8 protein-coding genes and 2 pseudogenes are annotated in these 18277 nt (G+C 38.9%); 1 reads left to right on the top strand and 9 read right to left on the bottom strand.

Translation table 11 applies throughout. The features are described from left to right. Window positions 1–12 precede the first annotated feature (12 nt). The 6 genes from ACYQ3L_RS16860 to ACYQ3L_RS16835 all read right to left on the bottom strand — a co-directional run bounded on the left by ACYQ3L_RS16860 (window position 13) and on the right by ACYQ3L_RS16835 (window position 12454). Complete coding sequence (locus ACYQ3L_RS16860; RefSeq protein ID WP_379997946.1) at window positions 13–1794, bottom strand: alpha-amylase family protein; 1782 nt, start codon at window positions 1792–1794, stop codon at window positions 13–15. A 14-nt stretch (window positions 1795–1808) separates the two neighbouring features. Then, window positions 1809–2840: a glycoside hydrolase family 43 protein gene (locus ACYQ3L_RS16855; protein WP_379997948.1), complete on the bottom strand. Its 1032-nt coding sequence runs from the start codon at window positions 2838–2840 to the stop codon at window positions 1809–1811. Between the two features lie 68 nt (window positions 2841–2908). Next, complete coding sequence (locus tag ACYQ3L_RS16850) at window positions 2909–5335, bottom strand: glycoside hydrolase family 2 TIM barrel-domain containing protein (RefSeq protein WP_379997950.1); 2427 nt, start codon at window positions 5333–5335, stop codon at window positions 2909–2911. A gap of 6 nt (window positions 5336–5341) precedes the next feature. Beyond that, window positions 5342–7741: a glycoside hydrolase family 2 TIM barrel-domain containing protein gene (locus ACYQ3L_RS16845; RefSeq protein ID WP_379997952.1), complete on the bottom strand. Its 2400-nt coding sequence runs from the start codon at window positions 7739–7741 to the stop codon at window positions 5342–5344. Window positions 7742–7862: 121 nt separating this feature from the next. Then, the gene (locus ACYQ3L_RS16840) at window positions 7863–9392 is read right to left on the bottom strand and encodes a RagB/SusD family nutrient uptake outer membrane protein (RefSeq protein WP_379997955.1); all 1530 of its coding nucleotides are present in this window, start codon (window positions 9390–9392) and stop codon (window positions 7863–7865) included. Window positions 9393–9415: 23 nt separating this feature from the next. Continuing rightward, on the bottom strand, window positions 9416–12454 hold the full coding sequence (locus ACYQ3L_RS16835) for a SusC/RagA family TonB-linked outer membrane protein (RefSeq protein ID WP_379997957.1): 3039 nt from the start codon (window positions 12452–12454) through the stop codon (window positions 9416–9418). A 191-nt stretch (window positions 12455–12645) separates the two neighbouring features. Here ACYQ3L_RS16835 and ACYQ3L_RS16830 point away from each other — a divergent pair. Further along, a pseudogene (locus tag ACYQ3L_RS16830) lies at window positions 12646–12825 on the top strand (IS481 family transposase); the annotation flags it as partial. 89 nt (window positions 12826–12914) lie between these two features. On the opposite strand, the pseudogene ACYQ3L_RS16825 reads toward ACYQ3L_RS16830, so the two are convergent. From ACYQ3L_RS16825 to ACYQ3L_RS16815, 3 genes and pseudogenes are all read right to left on the bottom strand, one after another. Beyond that, window positions 12915–15092 (bottom strand): annotated as a pseudogene (locus ACYQ3L_RS16825) (TonB-dependent receptor). Window positions 15093–15830: 738 nt separating this feature from the next. After that, window positions 15831–16826 (bottom strand): acyl-ACP desaturase, encoded by a 996-nt coding sequence (locus ACYQ3L_RS16820; protein WP_379997959.1) that lies wholly within the window; start codon window positions 16824–16826, stop codon window positions 15831–15833. 312 nt (window positions 16827–17138) lie between these two features. Continuing rightward, window positions 17139–18149 carry an LLM class flavin-dependent oxidoreductase gene (locus ACYQ3L_RS16815; RefSeq protein WP_379997961.1) on the bottom strand — a complete coding sequence of 337 codons (1011 nt, stop codon included), beginning with the start codon at window positions 18147–18149 and terminating at the stop codon, window positions 17139–17141. Between the last annotated feature and the right edge of the window lie 128 nt (window positions 18150–18277).

Here is an 18277-nt window from a genome sequence, read left to right as displayed (position 1 = left end):
ATCTTATATTCTTTAATATGTCACATTATAAACTTCTATCTTGAAGTTTTTACTATCTCCGTCCTTCGACCAGCATGTAATAGTCAATGGGGATTTTGTATTTATATCTTTTAAGTCGATTTCTCCTACTCCCCACGAAAGACCGCTCCAAATCATCTTATCATAATTGATTCTTACCTGAATATTCTTCTTTCCCTGCTTAGCGGTTATTTTCAGAAATTCATTCATCTTAATTCCATCAGGGGGTGCTCCGCCCCACGAACGGAATGGTTTGCTGTTTCCATCCAGTTGGCTAAAGACAATGCGTATGTTTTCTGAAATGTTCTCTAGCCGGATTTGTGCTGTATGGTTATCATTTATTTGAATATCCGTTTTCATAGACGTTATGGCTTGGGGTACTATCACATCGTTTTCTTTTCCCCAATCGTATCCGGCTGTATTAAATTTACCAAAGCCTACAACTGCCATCTGTTCGGCGCCTAACACCAATTTATTTCCATCCAATGTCGGTGTGAATCCATTGTCAGTAAATAAGATGCGTCCTTGATTATATGATTTTGAAGGCAACTCTATTTCTTGTGACGATTGCGACGGATTGACAATAGTAAATAAGCACCCATCTGCAGAGATTGCTTTATATCCATATACTTCGGATTTACCCGGAATACCTCCGATGATAGTTGTCTGTCCGAATTGCTGGAGCTTCAGATAGGTTTGTTGCACTTTGGCAAACCATTGCGCATCTTCATCGTTCAGCAGGTCGATATTACCATGATAAACGTTGAGCCATCCACCACGCGCCAGATTTAGTATGAGTGAGCTTTTCCATGCGGCGATACCTCTTTTATAGCATGTACCCGTTTCACCTATCATAAACGAACAATTGTCTATACGCGGCAATGGTAAACCATTGAAAGCGAACTGCTGCACCATATGGTCGCTATACATATCCTGCGAACGCCATACATTCATCATTGGCACATCTGAGAAGCGGGGGTCGCCCGAATATAAGGTATCGAATATTTCGAGCCATCGCGGGTCAACTGTTTTACGGAAAGATGTTACAGTATTTTCCATATCACCGCCAAAACCATTATAACCGATGAATATTATATCCGGATTTTTCACTCTGAACTTTTTTATTGCCTGTATAAAAGCCCGTTTGTTAGCCTCCTCTATATCGGCGGAGAGCATCGAACTTTTTGCAAAACTGGATGCAGCATCGAAATAGGCGAAATCAAATTTAAAAACACCGAATCCTTTGTCTGCGTATATCTGCAATGTTTCTATCAAATGGTTGAGGTATCCTCCTTCAAAAAGACTTAGAATAGCTCCGTCCGATGTTTGTGAGCCTTCCCATTCGGAAATAAAATTCAACATAGGCGAACCTCCGCTTTGAATAAGGTTTGTCGAAAACCAAAGTCCCGGAATGATGTTATTTTCTTTACATTTTTTCAACCAGCTATCCGGTCCATCAGGCCAGTTTTTTCTGTTCCATGTCCTGTAACCTCCATCTACATCAAACCAAAATGCATCCATCATATAACAATCTATCTGAACTCCCTGTTGCTTCAACCGGATAACATTATCCAGCATCTTCATGCATAGTTCTTCTGTTTGAGGTATATTGTCCGATAATTCGTCATAGGCCGACCAATTATTATAGATTGTAAATGGTTGTTTAAGCCCACAGGTTAAGGAATTTTTAAATTCGGGCAGATTGTCGGCACAGAGCGGAATCTGAACATAGGCCAAAAGAAAAAGTAAGCAAGCTGCTGTTTTTAATATCTTCATTTTGCAAGTGTTTTTTAATCTAAAGACCAACTTTCTTTCCATTCTATCACCGGCTTTCCATCTTTGAACGTAAGAGGTAGCCAGACATAACGTGAGTCTATCAGGTTTGTTTTATTCCATCGGTCAAACATGGCTATATAAGCACCCTTTTTTTCTGTAACCGGAAGGACAAAGGTACTCTGTGCAAAATAAGTACTATCAGCATCTTTACCGATACATGGGTTTCCTATCACTTTCCATTCACCCATCATAGAGTCAGCAACAGCACATTCGGCTACATTCGGATCCCAACCAGTACAGCCCGAACTTACCAGGTAATATTTACCTTCATGTTTAAATACGGCCGGAGCCTCGCGTGACCGGTCTATAAAATTACGGGTAAATTTTCCTGTATGTTGTGTGTATTCATCATTTAACAGCCCTATGTATAGTGTTTTATTCCATTCCGATGAATAAATATGATAAGCTTTACCATCATCATCTTTAAAAATGGTCTGATCGCGGCTGTCTTCGCCATTCGGTTTGAAGGAACCGAGATAGGTAAAGATACCTGTGGGAGAATCGCCGGTAGCCACTCCGGCATGAGCTTTCTCATAATCGGGACTCTCTATGTGCATCCACATAACAAACTTCTTTGTTTTATCATTGTAAATGACTTTAGGACGCTCTATTACCTGAGAGGGATGGAGATCTGAAGTCGAATCTTCCGGTGTACTTGGCAGTACAACGCCTTCAAATTTCCAGTTTACAAGGTCTTTTGAAGAATAGCAGGCAACACCTCCGGCATCGGCACGCCAGCATTCCCACGTAGTCACCCAGTCGAGGCGGTAGGTCGAATCCCCTTTATATTCTCCATACCAATAGTATGTACCATCATGAAACATTATACCTCCTCCGTGGGCATTTATCGGATTACCATCAGTATCGTTCCATACTATGCCCGGAATGATTTCAGCTCGTTTTTCCTGTGTTTGTTTGCACGCATATGCGCAGATAGTTATCAGGCAGACGATTGCATAAAAAAGCAATTGTTTTTTCTTCTTCATTGGTTATATTCGTTTTTATGATTATATCAATGGTACTATTTCTGATTAAAGCTGAAATCTTTCATATTTCACTTTACATTTACAGATATGGACTGTTCGCTATATTCCTGTGTTATTACATTTAGTACGATTTCTCCTTTTTTTCCTGTCGGCTGGATAATCGCTAAAGCCTTTCCTTTATATGTTTTCGGGGTCAGGGAACGGAAACTCTCCATATCCGTAGGGCAGGCATTACCGGCTGCTAATATTTTACCTTCTCCCGAAATACTTAATTGGAGGTTAATATCTTTATCAGGAACAATATTTCCGTCTTTGTCTACGAGTTCTATCTGTATATAAGATAAATCATTCTTTGTATTTTTTAAATTCAGACGGTCGGCTTTTAGCCTCAACTTTGTGGGTTTTCCCCTAGTGGTCAGTATAACAGATTCTCTTTCGCCATCCGTATCTACTCCCACTGCTTTGAGTTCACCCGGCGCATATTTGACGTTGAACCGGACTGAATATTTGTTTATCCTGTCTTTCTCCGTTTCTTTTTCTACAAGCAGTTTTCCATTGAGATACAGTCTCACAGACGGATAACGGGTATACACCTTCACATCCATATCTTCACCTGCATGGCCGCTCCAGTTCCAACCAGCTTCTTCGTCCGGCCATCCCCAATAACTTATTTTTTCTTTATATCCGGTAGGTACAGGTGTGTGTACAAGCATTTCTATTTTGCTATTGTTCCATAACACATCGCGTAAAGCTGCCTGAGGTTTCCGGTATCCACAAATATCGATATCGCCGCACCATGCATTGAACCAGGGCCAGTCGAGAAACTGTGGTGGGTCTTTTTCTCCATCCTTAATATTGATAGCATGGCCGATGCCCGATTCACCAAGATAGTCAATTGCAGTCCAAATGAAATCGCCGATGATATTTGGATATTTCTCCACCAAATCCCAGTTTACTGTACGTTCCATAGCCGTAGTCTCACTGCCATATATTATTCTTTCGGGATAGGATTTTGTATCATTTTCGTATTCCCACCACATATAGTTGTATCCACCGACATCGAGAGATTCAAAAGCCAGAGGAGAAGCTGATTTCCATTTCAAATCGGGATTATCCCAATAGTCGTTTATGGCTGCAGTGACCGGACGTGTATTATCATATTTTTTGACAATATCTTTCAATTGTTGCGCAATTTTCACCCCCGACGAATCGGAACGTTCCTGTATTTCATTGCCAATGCTCCACATAATAATGGAAGGGTGGTTACGGTCACGTAATACCATTGAAGCTAAATCCTTTTCGTGCCATTCATCAAAAAAACGATGATAGTCTTCCGGATTTTTTTGCTTTTGCCATTGGTCGAAAACTTCATCTATTACCAGAATACCCAGACGGTCACAAACGTCAAGAAATTTTTCAGATGGGGGATTATGCGCACATCGTACGGCATTAAATCCATTTGCTTTCAACAATTCCACCTTCTTTTCTTCGGCTCGATCTATGGCTGCTGCGCCTAACAATCCGTTATCGTGATGCACGCAACCTCCTTTTAATTTCATCGGTTTCCCATTAAGAAGAAATCCGTCCTCAGCAGAGAAAGAGATACAGCGTATTCCGAAAGGAACAGAAATCATATCTTTAACTTTACCTTCCGATTCCAACCTTATATTTGCAGTGTAAAGAGCGGGCGAATCGACAGACCAAAGAGAAGGATTCAATATCTCAATAGATTGGTTTATTGTTTTTGATTCTGTATTACTCAGATTAATAGCCTCCTGCCGGTTTCCTACAATATTGTTTAGGCTGTCTTTTATTTCAATGGAAAGAATAGCTTCTACCGGCTTATCTGTTTCATTAAAAATATCGACTGCCAGCTTTATATTTGCTTCTTCATTCGACATTATATCTGTAGTAATAAACGTACCCCATTCATCCAGATGTAGCTTGTCTTCGGTAATCAGCCATACATGGCGATATATGCCTGAACCGGCATACCATCGGCTGTTCCTGCCTTCGTTCTTCACTTTTACCGCAACAATATTCTCCTGTCCGGCAGGATTGCAATATTCCGTTATATCGCAAAAAAAAGAAGTATAGCCGTAGGGATGGAAAGAAGCTTGTTTACCATTTATCCATATTTCCGATTCCATATATACTCCTTCGAAATATAGTCTCAGCTTTTTGTCAGAACTTATCGAAGGTATTGTGAATGTTTTTCTATACCATGCTGTTCCTCCTTGCGTTTGTCCTATGGCTATGCCTCCGTCACTTTTGGCAAAGAGCATATCCATACTCCAGTCGTGAGGTATATCGACTGTTGTCCATTGTATCGTATCTTGCATAAAAATCCGGTCAGCCGGCATATCTCCATAATGAAAGCTCCATCCTTTATCGAAGTTCAGTTTACGCGCAAACTCTTCTTCAGCCCCACCCATGCACGAGATCAGAAAGGTTGCACACAAGATGGAAACAACAAAATATCTTAGTATATTCATAATCCTCTATTTTACATCAATTGATATTTCGGCTTGAGGTAGTCCTTCAACATTTGCTTTCAGCAGTATCTTCCCTGATTTTTTGTCCGATTTGAGAATGGCCAGACAAGTGCCTCTCCATGCTTTACGATAATTTTTCTGAAAACTTTCGGTACTCATCGGATCGGAATTTGCAACGGCAATCAAAGAGCCTTCTCCGGAGATACTGAATGTCACCAAATCGTCAGCTATCGGGTTAGCATTACCTGTGGCATCTATCAGTTCTACTGTGACATAGCTTAAGTCCTGTCCGCTTGCAGACAGAACAGTTTTGTCTGCTGTAAGTCTTATTGTCGCAACCTTATCTGCTGTTTTCAGTACAGATGCAGTTACCTCTTTTCCATTGTCGTAACCCTTGGCTTCCAGTATGCCTTTCTGATACGGCACATTCCAGTCGAGTTTGTTTTTGGTAAATTCTGTATTCTTCTCCCGTCCTAACGATTTGCCGTTAAGGAATAATTCAGACTCTTCACACTGGGTATATACCCATACTTTCAACTCTTTGCCTTCATAGCCTTGGAAATTCCAGGAATCTATTTCATCCGGCCAGTTCCACACACTCCAGTCTTCTTTTTTAGGATTGAGGGGAAATGATGGTACGGGCGGAGTTACACTTATATGAATAATCGGTTGCTGACTCCACAAAGTTTCCCTGAAGTATGATTGGGGACGCCTGATGCCGCAAATATCAATATCTCCACAGTACGCCATATAGAACGGATAGAAACTTTGTTCGAGATAATATCCATACCATCCGATACTGGCTTCGCCGATATAATCGAATGATGTCCACACAAAATCTCCTATTACCCATTTATATTTTTCCACGTCTTTCCAGTAATCGTAGGCCTGACTTGCATATGATTCAGAAGCGTAAATCAATTGACCGGGATTTCGTTCATGGCCTGTAACATATTCTTTTGGAGAATAATTATAACCGGCAACGTCAAGGGTTTTCAGATAAGCATCTTTTTTAGATGAAACAGAATTTACTCCTGCCGTTACAGGGCGGGTACTGTCGATAGAACGGGTATATTCAGCTAATTTTCGGGACAGATCGGCTATTTCTTGCGTATCGTTTTGCTTAATCTCGTTGCCGATGCTCCACATAATGACCGAAGGATGATTGCGGTCGCGCAGAATCATGCTCTCCAGATCTGCTTTCCACAATTCGTAGAAGTGTTTAGAATAGTCTTCTTCAAAGTGACCGTATCTCCATACATCGAAAGCTTCGTCAATGACTAGTATTCCCAATCTGTCACAAGCATCGAGCAGAGCCGGCGACGGTGGATTGTGTGCCATGCGGAGCGCATTGAATCCCGCAGCTTTGTGTAGTTCTACCTTACGTTCTTCCGCACGGTCGAATGCCATTGCCCCTAATGGCCCATTATCATGGTGGATACATCCTCCTTTGAGCTTTATTTCTTTTCCATTAAGGAGGAACCCTTTTTCGGAATCGAACCGGATAGAACGGATTCCGAATATTTCTTCTGTCCTGTCAGTTATCTTATTATTGTGTTCTATTTCTGTAACAAGTGTGTAAAGTGCAGGAAAGTCTGTTGACCATAAAGCAGGAATTTCTACAATTAAATCCTGATTTACAGTTGTTTTTTTATTCCTGTATATGTTGAATTTTTGTTCGTTTTGTACTATAACTTTCTTGTCAGAATCTACTATTTTTAGCTTAAGGGTAGCCTCTACATTCTCAGATGTAGAATTAACTAGTGTAGATGAAACGGTTACTTTGGCTTGCTTTTCCGAAATTTCGGGTGTAGTAATAACTGTACCATAGTTGTCGACATGCAATGGTGATGTAGATGTGAGCCACACATGGCGATAAATACCTGAACCTGAATACCAACGCGAGGTTACTGTTTCTGTTTTCACCTGTACTGCAATAAGATTATCTTCTCCGAATTTAAGAAAATCTGTAATATCATAGCCGAATGCGGAGTAACCATAAAATTGATTGCCCAAGTGCTGGCCGTTGATCCAGACATCAGAGTTCATATATACACCATCGAACTGTATATAAAACTTTTTCTCAGCCTGCGATTTATCAATATGGAAATGTTTTCTGTACCAGCCTATACCTCCTCGTGTAAACCCACTGGCTACGCCATTAACGACTGTTGAATCGAATGGAGAGTTTGTGGCCGGAATATCCTCGATAGTCCAATCGTGAGGTAAATCTAATATTCGCCATTGCGAATCGTCTAACGCTGGATTTTCTCCATTAGTTACATCTCCATAGTGGAACAACCAGTTATCATCGAATAGTTGTTTACGAGTCTCATTATTTGTCTTTTTACAACTGATTAATCCTATGATAATTGAGAGAAATAATATAATATGGTTTCTTTTCATATCTGTTGCCTTTTCGGAATATAATACCCCTGATAAGTCCTGCGAATACAGTCTCAAATTCATTGAGTTATCCGTATAAGGAACAGATAACTCAATGTTATTTATTAATTACGTGAATGAATTATTCACCACCCCATTCCAATGCCTGAGTGAGAACCTTATTGTTGTCTAATTCTTTTTGTGGTATAGGCCAAACCTTAGATTTCGTTTCACCGACATATCCATATTCGGACAGCTTGTTATATTCACCCCAACGTTTCAAATCGAAATAACGATGACCTTCGAAGGCAAGTTCCACTCTGCGTTCATGTTTGACTACATTCAGTATACTTCCTGCTTCTGAAATTTCTGTTGCCGTTACATGTGGCATTTTTACACTTGCCCTATCGCGTACCTGATTGATCAAGCCTTCTATTTCGCTTTGGCTATCACCACTGTTTGCCAGAGCTTCGGCACGCATCAATAGTACATCAGCGTAGCGAATAACGTAGTAATCCTGATCGTCATAGAACTTCTCTGTTACGGTATAATCCTGATATTTGTTTATATGTCCGCTCAGTACCTGATACCAGTTGATCCAGTCATCGCTTTTCCATGTTTCTTCTATTCCAATGAAGTTGTATCCCCAGCGAGGATCTCTGTTTGCAGGGTCGAGAAGTTCTTCGGAAGTAAAAGAAGTTTTACTCAAAGCCTTTCCGTTTTTATCGTAATATTCATTTAACAAGTCACCTGTAACAGTTATAGGAGTATAGTAGTTTTCGTTATTGCGAGTAGACAAGAATCCTCTCATCTTATTTTCTGTACCATCAATGGTAGCACTGAATCGTACTGCAAACAGCACTTCTTCACTATCATTACCAGCTTCACTAAATAACTTCAAATAATTATCTTCGAGGCTATAGCCCAAATCGATTACTTTCTGCGCCGCAGATGCCGCTTCTGTCCATTTCTGGTTATACAAATAGATTTTGCAAAGCAAAGCCCATGCAGCACCTTTGTCTGCTCTACCTCTTTCGTCTGCAGATATTTTGTCAGGAAGTGCGTCCGATTCTACAACCTTTTTCAGGTCTTCGGTTATAAACTGAACAACATCTGCTTTAGAACTCTTAGGAATATATCCTGTCGAAGTAGGTTCCGTAGATAACGGAATATCGCGATACAGAGATGTCAGGTAATTATAAAAGAAAGCACGTAAAAACTTTGCTTCACCGACGATCCTGTCGGCATCTGCCTGTTCTATTTTATCAGTCCCCATCTGTGGTACATACAAAATAACTTCATTACATCTTGCAATACCTTTATAGCATGCATCCCATACAACTTCTACCAATTCCTGAGATGGGGAAAGTTGTCCCCAGCTCAAAGCATTATCTGCCGGAGACCAAAACCACCAACCACTAGAGCCATCTGTTGTACCAAAACCATCCAATGCTCTGGGGTCGGCTCCATTATAATAATTGAAGTATAGGCCTTGTTGCTGCAACACCCCGTAACATCCAGCTAACATAGCTTCTGCTTCCTGTTTATTATTCCAGTACGAACCGGACGAAGCGGATGAAGGATTCTCCCGGTCCAGAAAATCCGAACAAGAAGGCAAAATAAATCCCAAGCCTATAATTAGTGTTACTAATTGTATCTTAATTCTTTTCATGGCTGTATATTATTATATTATAGTTATAAGTTTATGTTTAATCCTACTGAAAATGTTTTAGCATTGGGATAAGTCCAATTCCGGCTATCTGCAGCATACTTTTCAGGATCATAATTTTTGATCCCGCTGAAAGTGACCAGATTCTGAGCAGATATAAATACTCTTAAACCTTGTACTTTAGCCTTGCTAAGTACTGAAGAAGGCAGCGAGTAACCTATCTCTAAATTTTTCAGTCTCAAGTAGGATGCACTTTTTATCCAAAAAGAAGATGGAAGAGCATTATACGTCGAATTGCCTAAAGATGGATATTTTCCATCAGGATTTTCACTTGCATTATAACGGTTCCACATTTCTTTAGTAGCTCCACCTCCTATCGAAGGGTAATCCATAACAATACGGTCAACATTGCCTATGCCTTGAAAGAATGCAGAAAAATCAAAGTTCTTATATCCTGCTGTAAGATTCAGACTATATGTGATTTTAGGAAAAGGATTTCCAATAATAGTACGATCCTTATCAGTTATTTCTCCATCCGGTACTCCATCCGGACCACTTATATCCAGATAACGAATATCTCCGATACGAGGGCTTCCGATACCCACAGGAGCATTGTCTATTTGTTCCTGAGTAGTATACAGCCCATCTGCTACATATCCGTAATATGATCCTATAGGGTTTCCGGCCAAATTGATAGTCCAGTCATTAATCCAGTCCTTACGTCCGCTAACACTGGTAATCTCGTTTTTCACATGACTGAAATTAAGATTTGCACCAAAAGAAAAGTCATTCCACTTATCATTATAGCCCAGACTTATTTCCCAACCTTTGTTTTTGACTTCTGCAGCGTTTACATAAGGTGCTTCATCAACTCCAATCAAAGCACTAACCGGTAGTTGTAGTAATATGTCTGACGAAACTTTATTAAAATAATCGAAAGTAAGACTTAGTTTGTTTTTTGCAAATACAGCATCCAAACCTATATCGGTAGTTGTTGTCGTTTCCCATTTGATATCGGGATTTGCTGCACTGGCCAATGCTGCTCCGGAAATCTTATTATTGCCCCATATATAGTTATCTAATCCAAGGTTATAAGTTTGTGCAAAAGGATAAAAACCAATATCCTGATTACCCAGTTTACCCCAACTTATTCTTAATTTAAGTGCATCTATTGTATTTTGTTTCTGTAAAAAACTTTCCTCTGCTATGTTCCAGCCTGCGGATACCGAAGGAAAATAACCTACCCGATTTTTTTTAGGTATTCTTGACGATTCGTCGCGACGGAGATTAGCCTCTGCCAGATAACGATTGTTATAAGAATAATTAACACGTCCGAAGAATGAGCGCAGGGTGGCTTCTTCTTCCCATCCTGTGGCGGATGTCGTTTTTGCGGCATTCATTACATGGATATCATTACTCAGGAATCCTTCTCCTTTTGCATTCGAGGTTTTGTTACCATTATACTGAGAAGACTGCCCCACCAAAAAGCCTAAAGAATGAATTTTCTCTAAATCCAGATTGTAGGTAACAATATTTTCATTTATCCATTGTTGCTGTTGCGCTTTTTGCTCTTCTAATGAGGCAACACCGCTTGTAATATAGCTTCCATCCGATTTATAATGGTTATGGGTAGGTTCAAAAGCCGAATAATTAGCTTGATTGTACTGATAAGCAAAACTGGTTTTGAAGTGCAGATTCTTTACAGGCTCAACATCCAGATAAACTTTTCCATCAAATTTATAAGTATTTTGTTGGGAAGACATTGTAGTAAGTTCTACCGGATTACTTTGATATAGTGGGAAATTAGGGTTACCGTCGTATTGTCCCCATTTACCATTATCATATTTTACAGGAATTGTTGGCCTGGTCTGATCTATTATCTGATTAAAGACGCTCCATGTACCTCCCAGCGGTTCTCCTGTTTTCTGGTAGCTTCCCGCAGTATTCATCCCGAATGTTATCATATTAAGGTATTTACTATCGGCATTCAGTCGGAAATTTATGCGCTCGGTATCTGTACCTCTCATAACCCCTTCCTGTTTCATATAACCTAAAGATGCCATATAGTTTGAATTCTGACCACCTCCTGTCGCTGATAAATAGTGATTTTGAATCGGTGCGGTTCTGAAAATTTCTTTCATCCAATTGGTATTGGCAAAATGTTGTTTATCTGAACCGGTTTTCAGAGCATTAATCATTTCGGGAGTATAATTACGATTAGATGCATCACCTCCAAGCGCATTATTCTGTTCATTAAAGAGGGTGGCCCATTGCCATGAATCGAGGAACTTCGGCAACACTGTAGCTGACTGAACGCCGAAAGAACCGCTATATGAAAGCTTATTGGTTCCTGCTCCACGCTTAGTTGTAACCAGAATAACACCATTAGCGGCGCGAACTCCATAAATAGCAGCGGAAGCAGCATCCTTCAATACCGAAATATTTTCAATATCGTTAGGCGCTACACTGCTTAAGTTGCCTTCTACTCCGTCAATCAATATAAGAGGGTTACTATTACCAAAAGTACCGATACCTCTGATGCGGATTTCCACATCGCTGTCTTTTCCCGGTTGAGCAGAAAAGCTACTCACTGTAACTCCGCTCATACGTCCTTGCAAGAGGCTCGATGTATTGGAAGCAGGGATGTCTTTAATGTCATCTACACGCAATGACGATACTGCTCCGGTCAGATTAGCCTTCTTCTGCACACCATAAGCAACAACAACTACTTCATCCAGATATTTAGATGTTTCTTCCATGACCACATCATATTTAGTCTGGGCATCAGTCAGAATAATTTCCCTGGTTTTATAACCTATATAAGTAAATACTAATATAGGCTGATCGGTTTTGGGTACATTGAGACTATAAAGTCCCACGGCATCAGTTATTGTACCCGAAGTCGTCCCTTTTAAGGATACACTTACTCCAGGAAGTTCTTCTCCGCTTGTGTCAGTCACTTTTCCTTCTATTTTAATTGTTTGAGCAATAATTGGAAGGCACCCAAACAAGAGAAGAATCAGAGATAAACTCTTTTTCTTCCATAGCATTCTTTTTAAGTTCATGGTATTACAATTTATTTAAGTTTTGGTAATTAAACCGTTGAGTTTTGTAGTTCAAAGTTGTGTCTTTTTATATTAGCACAATAACATAAAACTGCCAATTTATAACAATAGCATATTATAAATGTTTTTTATAATTTTTTCAAGGATTTTATTTTGATAGAATTTCGTAGTTTATGATTAGTATGGAGGTTTATTATATCGAAAGAACGCATTCAGGAAAATACTGCTATGGTAAAATTCCGATGCAAACTTTTCTTGATACTAAAAGTATTGCTAAAGAAAAACTCTTGGAAAACATAATGCAACAACAAAATATTCTTACTTTCGGAAGTCAAGAAACTGTGGGAGTGAACTATAAAAAAGAAATCTGACAATCATAGAAATACTACAACTGTCAGATTAAGTCTTTGCTATTACAATCCAAATAATTTACAGATCATTTTAATTTACATTTTCTATCTCACAGTTTAATGATAATACCTGCATTCAACACAAAACCGTCTAACGGTGCGTAAATATCCCGAAATTCGGGCTTAGTCATCGAACCCGTATAAATAGTATCGAATCTTGTTTGCCGTCTGTCGGTAAAGTTCTCAAAATTAGCATATACAGAAAACTTTTCCCAAATACGTTGCATCATTAGTCCGCAAATCAGATAATCCTGCCCTGTTTTTCCATCATTCAGTTTTTGCTTTCCTGTATAATAGGCTTCCAATCCGATTTTCCATTTATCTTCCACCTCGTACATTAAAACAGAATTGATTTTATGTTTCGGGGTAAGTTTTTTTTGATAGCTTCTGCCGTCTTCCTTAACATTCGCATCGGTATAGGTATATCCGAGAAACAGACCGAAATCCTTATACGTTATTTTCATATTGGTTTCAGCACCTTTACTATCGACATGACCGTCTATGTTATTAAACTGCCATCGGCTGTTTTCCGCAGCTTGCAGTTCAAGCGGATTTTTAAGATAAGTATAAAAGAATAACTGGTTTATACTTAAAAATACCTGGTCGCCAAATAAGCCCGTTTTATAAGTAAAATCCACATTTGCCCCGTAGCTTTTTTCCAACTTGTTCTTATCATCATCTATCGGCAAGACATTTTGAAACTGGATGCGTTCGCTATCTTCTGAAAAGATGGTAGGTGCTTTATATCCGAATCCGCCACTTATACGGGATGAGAACTTTTCATTGATCTTGAAAAGAGACGAGATACGGGGTAATACAGCAAATCCATAATCAGTAATGTAATCTGTTCACAACCCGGTTTCGAGGTTTATCCAGTCCGTTATCTTTGTATTATTTTGTACAAACAAGCCTAAAGTAGTCATGTTGTAATCCCGCAAAGGAAAATCGGTCAGTTTCTTTTCAGTAAACTTATCTGTCCAAATATTCGCACCTGCTACCCATTCTGTTTTCTCTTTGGTATGTATATAAGAAACCTCCGAAAAAGAAGATAGTTGCTTGCCGTCAAACGTGAAATCGGGGATCTCTATTTTACGACTGAAATAAGTTACGCTGTTTTTTACATTCAATCGGTTTTGCTTATCAAAACGATGTTCAAATGTAAGTTGACTTGAATGTCTTTGTGTTTTATTCCTTTCAAAATAAGAATGTTCTTCATCTCCTTTCCCATCTACATATTTCATATCGCCACCCAGACGGTTTTCTATCGTAGAGTTTATACCGAAATTAAAATCTGTATTTTCAGACAGGTATAAGAATAGTTTAGGATTCAGTACAAATCTGTCAAACTTGGGTATTGCCGTAAAGCCTACATCGGACGGATCATAAGCCCGGTTACGATTATATGATGCAAATATGGTAGTACCTACCTTATTGAATTTCTGACCGAAAAAGCTGTTTACATCGAGTCCTTTGCCTGTTGTTCCATTCAGGTGTATTGAAAAATCTCTTTTCTCTTCAGGTGTTTTTGATATGAGGTTTACTAATCCCGCAATTGCCCCACCACCGTATAAGGTAGAAGAAGAACCTTTGATTATTTCAACCTGCTTTAAATCGAGAGGTGGTGTCTGTAACAAGCCTAAACCGCTTGCTGCACCCGAAAATACAGGAAAACCATCTTTTAGTATCTGGGTATATCTACCATCCAATCCTTGAATACGGATGGATGAATTGCCCGATATGGCTGATGTTTGCTGTGTCATAATACCCGTACTTTCATTCAGTAGCATGCGGATATCTCCGGGCTTCATGACTCCTTTTTCTCCTAATTCTTCTCCGTTTATAAACTCAATACGAGTAGGGATATCTTTAAATGTTCGGGTTCCCCTTGTAGAAGCGACAACTACTTCCTGTAATGTTTCTTCGTCAGGTTCAATTTTGATAATAATAAGTTCGTCCGAAGTAAGCGGAAAGATAAATTCTTGTATGGTCTTTTCATATCCCACATAAGTGATTTCGAATTTCTGTTTCCCGTCCGGAATATTTGTGAGTACGACCAACCCTTCAGTATCGGAAGATGTGCCGTTCGTTGTGTTCTGAAGAACAATACTTGCACCGATCAGAGGTTCTTTCGTTTCGCAATCAATCAACTTGACTTTAAGCGTATTTTGTGCGAAAATATTGGAAAAACTGAAGGCTAAGAATAGCATCAGCATAAATTTCATTTTCATTATGATAAATGTTTTAAATCTTCAATTAGAAATAGCATGAAAGCTACGATATTACAAAGATTGCATTACCGTAAAAATTGCAGGTCAGATTTAGTATGGCCTGTAAAAAATAAGTTCGTTTATGCTTGTGGCGGTTGCCAGATTGAAGATATAAAACCGGGTACGTCTCCTTTAAATACATAATCTGAGTTACAATCAGATACTAACCCTAATGCGATTGTTATTGGTTTATAGAAACGGGCTTCAGGAAAGCCGGTGCAGGTATTACAATGGAGAAATGGAGAGCAACAACTGTAATTGTTATCAGAACAGTCATCACAAGCTTTGCTTGTATCATCTTCTGTGTTCAGCCTTTCCGTATGTATAGAAAGACATTTATCCTCAAAACAGCAAGGTATTACCGATAATAGGAATACACTTATTGCTAATATAAAAGATAAATATTTCATATTACAAAGATAGATTATTTTAATCTACACCAATTCTAACGGCATAATAATCTTCTGATATATGTTCAAAGAACTTATTTTTAAAATTTAGAACAAGTTTTTTTATGGAAAATTCTTTATTATGGATGATAATAATTGTGACGTTTTTAGACCAGCTCTCAATAATAACTGACTCAATAAGAGTTTATCTTTCACCTGCCTTACCACGAGTAATGACAATACTTCGAATTTCACTTATATCATTGATTAATCTATATTTAATAGAGAGGACCATATTGAGCCGAAGATATTATTTTACAGCAGGTTGTACCCATTTGAAAATATAAGAATCGACAGGAATAACTAATCGTTCTGATATTTTAGACATACGTACAGGAAGCTTCATCAGAAAATCGCGGGCACGTTCTGCCTCATCTGTTAATCCTGAAATTTTATCTATCTGCCATTTATCTATCAGTTTTTGCATAATATCTACATAATCACTGGCGGTATATACCCCGATGCGCTGTGCAGCATTTGAAAACTGTTCGAAGGCAGTGCTTATTTTCTCTTTCGATTCTCTCAGGAAGTGAGCGGGCATAACTATCTTTTGATTCATCATATACTGGAAAGCGAGCATCATTTCACTCGGGTCTACCTCAAATATGCGCCTTACAAATTCGCTGTATGCATGGTGATGCCTCATTTCGTCACTTGCGATACGTTTACACATTCTCGACAATTTTTCATTACTCATTTTTTGAGCCATTTCTGCTACACGATTGTGTGAAATGAAGGTCGCCAATTCCTGAAAACTGGTGTATACAAAGTTTTTGTACGGATCTCTTCCCGTACCAATATCAAAACCGTCATTGATGAGATGTTGTGTGGTTTGCTCAATCTCTCTCATATTCACTCTGCCGGATAAATAAAGATATTTGTTTAATAAATCGCCGTGACGGTTTTCCTCACCCGTCCAGTGCCTGATCCACTTTGACCAGCCGTTGCGCTTTTCGCCGTCTACATTTTCTATACCTTCTACGTCCATTAACCACGATTCATAAGTAGGCAAAGCTTCTTCGGTGATGGTGTCTCCTACCAATACGACCCAGAAGTCATAAGGGAGTTCTTTCGCCAGTTCGCGTAATTCTTTTACATCTTCAAAGAAAGTTTCTTTCTCTGAATCAGGAAGATAATCAGTAGGTTGCCATATTTTTTCAACAGGAACCAGAAACTGGGTAATAAAATTATCTACATTCTTTTCTAAGAAGTGCATGACTTCTAAACGGATATTTGTAATTGACATTGTACTATATTAATTAATGCCTTATATGACTGATCTTTTCTTTTTCTCAAATACTTTCGAGAAGGGTAATCTTTTACAGTAAAAGGCTGGTGTATTGTAAAGGTAAAATTATTTTCAAGCACTAATAGTAAATTGCTTTATTTTGTCATTTTCTACAAGTTATTAATAGTTAAACACCTCTCATAAGCGGATGAAATGAATTTCCATGAATTTTATTTCATCCGCTTTTTTATAAAAGATTTATGGTAAAATCTTCTGTTGAGTAGAGATATTAAATCGCTTGATTTATTATTGTTTGATTGATGTCCTGCGTTATTTCAACGATTTTAGCTTCATAGCTTCCGCCAATAATTCAAATGATCTGAAACGGGCTGCTTTATCATATATGTAATTGGTAATGAATAGTTCATCAGCGCCGGTTTTTTCCATAAAATCTCTTGCCTGAGCCCTTACTTTTTCTTTATTGCCACAAAATGTGCAGGCCAACATATTATATAAAGACTGTTTCACATCGGGACGGGAGAAAGTCACAGGTAATTTTTTTACAGGTGGTGGTAGCTTAGTAGGGTTCCCCGTAACAAGACCAAATATAAGTTGCTGCAGGCTCGTTCCCAGAAAGGTAGCTTCTTCGTTTGTGTCGGCTACAATTACATTCGCACCAACCATCAGGTAAGGCCTGTCATGATATACAGAGGGCTTGAAATTCTTTTTATAAATATCTATTGCCGTCAATAAAAGTGCCGGAGCAAAGTGTGAAGCAAATACATAGGGTAGTCCTAGTTCGGCAGCTAGGTAAGCGCTGTCTGTACTAGACCCCAATATCCAAATGGGGACATTCCGCCCTTCACCCGGAAAAGCCCGGACTTTTGAACTGCTGTTCTCTTTACTGAAATATTGTTGTAAAGCTTTAATATCTTCTGGAAAATGATATGTCGTAGATAAGTTATTACGTCTCAAAGCAGCGGCTGTCAATTGGTCTGTTCCCGGTGCCCGTCCTAAACCCAGATCAATTCTGTCGGGATATAAAATATCCAGTGTACCAAACTGTTCAGCAACGGCTAAAGGTGTATGGTTGGGAAGCATGATGCCTCCGGAGCCAACTCTTAATGTAGTTGTTCTTTCAGCAATATGACCTATTAATACTGCTGTGGCAGCAGTAGAAGCACTTGACGTATTATGATGTTCAGCTATCCAGATTCTTTTATATCCCAGCGATTCAATATGTTGTGCATTGTGTACAATTTCGGTGAGCGCATCCGGAATATCCTGCCCTTCTACTACTATACCTAAATCTAACACAGAAATATTAATACGATTGTCCATTTTTTTAGCTATTAAATCTTTGTAAAAACCTGTTATGTTATTATATCAGGGATTTATTTCATTATATTCTGCAAATATAAACCGATGTCTTTGTGTTTGTATATAACAGTTCATAGTGTAAAACAGTT

The organism is Dysgonomonas termitidis (assembly GCF_054657735.1).
Note: the sequence above shows the minus strand (reverse complement) of the source record. Positions and strands in the feature narration are given on the sequence as shown.

Bases quoted from the DNA above. Each gene is read 5' to 3' on its own strand.
- ACYQ3L_RS16855 (WP_379997948.1), bottom strand. From the start codon at position 2,840: ATGAAGAAGAAAAAACAATTGCTTTTTTATGCAATCGTCTGCCTGATA.
- ACYQ3L_RS16860 (WP_379997946.1), bottom strand. From the start codon at position 1,794: ATGAAGATATTAAAAACAGCAGCTTGCTTACTTTTTCTTTTGGCCTAT.
- ACYQ3L_RS16820 (WP_379997959.1), bottom strand. From the start codon at position 16,826: ATGTCAATTACAAATATCCGTTTAGAAGTCATGCACTTCTTAGAAAAG.
- ACYQ3L_RS16850 (WP_379997950.1), bottom strand. From the start codon at position 5,335: ATGAATATACTAAGATATTTTGTTGTTTCCATCTTGTGTGCAACCTTT.
- ACYQ3L_RS16835 (WP_379997957.1), bottom strand. From the start codon at position 12,454: ATGAACTTAAAAAGAATGCTATGGAAGAAAAAGAGTTTATCTCTGATT.
- ACYQ3L_RS16845 (WP_379997952.1), bottom strand. From the start codon at position 7,741: ATGAAAAGAAACCATATTATATTATTTCTCTCAATTATCATAGGATTA.
- ACYQ3L_RS16840 (WP_379997955.1), bottom strand. From the start codon at position 9,392: ATGAAAAGAATTAAGATACAATTAGTAACACTAATTATAGGCTTGGGA.
- ACYQ3L_RS16815 (WP_379997961.1), bottom strand. From the start codon at position 18,149: ATGGACAATCGTATTAATATTTCTGTGTTAGATTTAGGTATAGTAGTA.